Source organism: Acinetobacter sp. UBA2063 (assembly GCF_002333245.1).
Lineage (GTDB): Bacteria > Pseudomonadota > Gammaproteobacteria > Pseudomonadales > Moraxellaceae > Acinetobacter > Acinetobacter parvus.
In genome coordinates this window covers 1-2775 of sequence record NZ_DDAH01000095.1, presented here as the reverse complement: position 1 = coordinate 2775, position 2775 = coordinate 1, and the positions used below count along the sequence as shown (strand labels likewise).

The following is a 2775-nucleotide window of genomic DNA, read 5'->3' as shown; positions in this document are numbered from 1 at the left end:
TGAACGCAATCTATATTGGTGTAATGACAGGCACAAGCATGGATGGTGTGGATATTATCGCAGCTTCATTTGGGCCGCTCACGCTACACGCCACGCTGACTGTGCCTTTTGAACCTGAGCTACGTGATGAGCTGATGGCACTGACCTTGCCTGATGACAATGAAATTGACCGCATGGGCAAGGCGGATGTGGCGCTGGCGCAAATGATTGGTCAGGGTATCAATGAACTGATTGAAAAGAATAATTTAGACCGCACTCAAATTAAGGCGATTGGTTCACATGGGCAAACCATTCGCCACCGCCCTGAACATGGCTTTACCCTGCAAATTGGCGATCCCAACATCATCACTGAGATCACGCAACTTCCTGTCGTTTCTGATTTCCGTCGTCGTGATATGGCGGCAGGTGGACAGGGTGCGCCTTTGGTTCCCGCATTTCATCAGGCACTGTTTCAGCATAACAGTATCCATCGGGTGATTTTGAATCTGGGTGGCATTGCCAATGTCAGTATGTTGCCTGCCAATAACCTAAACGGCGTCTATGGTTTTGATACAGGTCCAGCCAATATCCTGATGGATGCATGGTGTCATCGTCATACGGGGCATCCATACGATGAAAATGGTGACTGGGCGGCCTATGGCAATCCCATTCGTTCTTTATTGGATCGTTTACAGAATCATGAATTTTTTGCCAAAGAGCCACCGAAAAGCACAGGTCGTGAAGATTTTAACCTCGAATGGCTGGATGAGCAGCTCAGCGATTGGCGCAATGATCTGGAATATGACGAACTGGAAGATACACCTGAGAATGTGCAGGCCACACTGATGAAACTGACAACACGGGCCATTAAGAAAGCGATTTACCGCAGCAAGGAGCTGATGCCTACAGGTGAAATCTATGTCTGCGGTGGCGGAGCCTACAACTCACATTTACTGGAACAGTTACGCTGGCGTTTACGCAAGCATAATTGGTCTGTACAAACCACTGATGCTTTAGGGCTGGCACCAACCTGGGTGGAGGCAACTGCTTTTGCATGGTTGGCCATGCGTTTTGTTCAGCAACTCACTGGCAATTTACCCACTGTGACAGGCGCGTCAGGTGATCGTATCCTGGGAACCATCACTGCTGTTTAAGGTTAAAGCAATAAAAAAGGCTTATCGAATTGAGAAGCCTTTTTATATTTATATTCTATTAAATCGAGAAAGATGAACCACAGCCACAGGTCGTGGTGGCATTCGGGTTTTGGACCACAAAACGAGAACCTTCCAATCCTTCAAGATAGTCAACCACTGAACCAACCAAGTATTGATAGCTCAGGGAATCAACCAACATTTTTACATCACCATTGCTGAATTCAGCATCATCTTCATTGACACTTTCAGCAAAATTAAAGCCATAGGAGAATCCAGAACACCCTCCACCTGTGACATAAACACGCAACATGAGATCGTTATTCCCCTCACTCTCGCGTAACTGGCGAACTTTTTTGGCAGCATTATCTGACAATTCAAGAGCTTGGGCGTTCATGATGATGTTCCTCAGACTTCAATATGTCTTTAAAAAAATAAAAGACCCGATATTTAGTATAGCATACCCAATATCGGGTCTGTATTTGAAGTTTAAAGGGAGTTTAAAGACTTTTTACAAGATTATTTATAGTTTTCATCTTGTAGCGCACACTCAAAGTTCTTGGCATCCTCACGACAGCGGAATTGCCATAACAATTTCATCATACGCTTGTCATAAATACCTTTTGCAGTCAGGTTGATACGCGCTTCACGCATCAGCTTTTGGTAGCCAGGCTTGTCAGCCGCAGGAACTTCCATCCAGTATTTTTGTGGAATATCCGCTTTCATCTTGCCAAGTATGCCAAAAGCACGTGGTAACTGTCCCTTGACCCATTCTCTTGATTTTTGACCAAAACCAGCAGGGAATTTCTCAGGATGAATAATCAGGTTACCCGTCACCTGCAAGATTGGGTAATTGACAATTGCACCCTTAGTACCCAGACCTTTGTGAAGTTCTAAAGGCTTAAATGCTGCTGCTGGCGCACCAATGATATCAACCTGACCATTGTTGAATTTCGCACCAAAGTTGGTGATGTCAGAACTAACCGCCTGGGCACCCACCTGAGAAGCCATAATTTTTTGCGCTTCATCATAGTCCAGAACAGCGATTTTCTTACCTGCCGCTTTGGCGACAGTATTGATATTACGGTCATTAACCAGCAGATAAGTATCCCCAATCGGAATCACGCCCACAACCTCATATTTGCCATTCACCATGGCCTTGGCAAATGCTGGGCTTGCCAATCCCTGCATCACTTTTACCGCAAGTTTTAGGTCTGTGATCGCACCAATCGCATCCAATGAGCCTGTAAACTGGTTAAACTGGCGACCACGCATGCCTGTGATACTAACCCCATCACATTTACCTGCCTTGAAATCTTCCGCTATCACCGCTTCATTGGTGCCTACTTTCAACTCAATGTCCGCACCCCAGGTTTTTGCGGCAAGCTGATAGTCTTTCATCAGTGCATAGACATCGCCACTTTTACCGACAATGTCAAATACACAAATGGTCTGTTTTGCCTGAGCGCCCGCAGATACCGCAGCAATAATACCTGTCGCCAGTAGGAGTGTTTTAAACCATTGCATCTTATTTTTTCCTTTACATCCATGGTGATTGTTGTTACATAACGTTCAACACTAAAAAGTGCGTTATATCTTTCCAATATCTTCAAATGAACAATAGATAGGACTTACGCATTGACGG

3 protein-coding genes are annotated in these 2775 nt (G+C 45.2%); 1 reads left to right on the top strand and 2 read right to left on the bottom strand.

Translation table 11 applies throughout. The annotated features are described in order from the left end of the window. Positions 1-1133 (top strand): anhydro-N-acetylmuramic acid kinase (locus B4H32_RS04265; protein ID WP_286800273.1); only part of this gene is annotated, 1133 nt, incomplete at its 5' end. A gap of 58 nt (positions 1134-1191) precedes the next feature. On the opposite strand, the gene erpA is transcribed toward B4H32_RS04265, so the two are convergent. Next, positions 1192-1527, bottom strand: a complete 336-nt coding sequence (gene erpA / locus B4H32_RS04260; RefSeq protein ID WP_004675453.1) for an iron-sulfur cluster insertion protein ErpA — start codon at positions 1525-1527, stop codon at positions 1192-1194. A gap of 122 nt (positions 1528-1649) precedes the next feature. Further along, the gene (locus tag B4H32_RS04255) at positions 1650-2657 is read right to left on the bottom strand and encodes a putative solute-binding protein (RefSeq protein WP_004683904.1); all 1008 of its coding nucleotides are present in this window, start codon (positions 2655-2657) and stop codon (positions 1650-1652) included. Between the last annotated feature and the right edge of the window lie 118 nt (positions 2658-2775).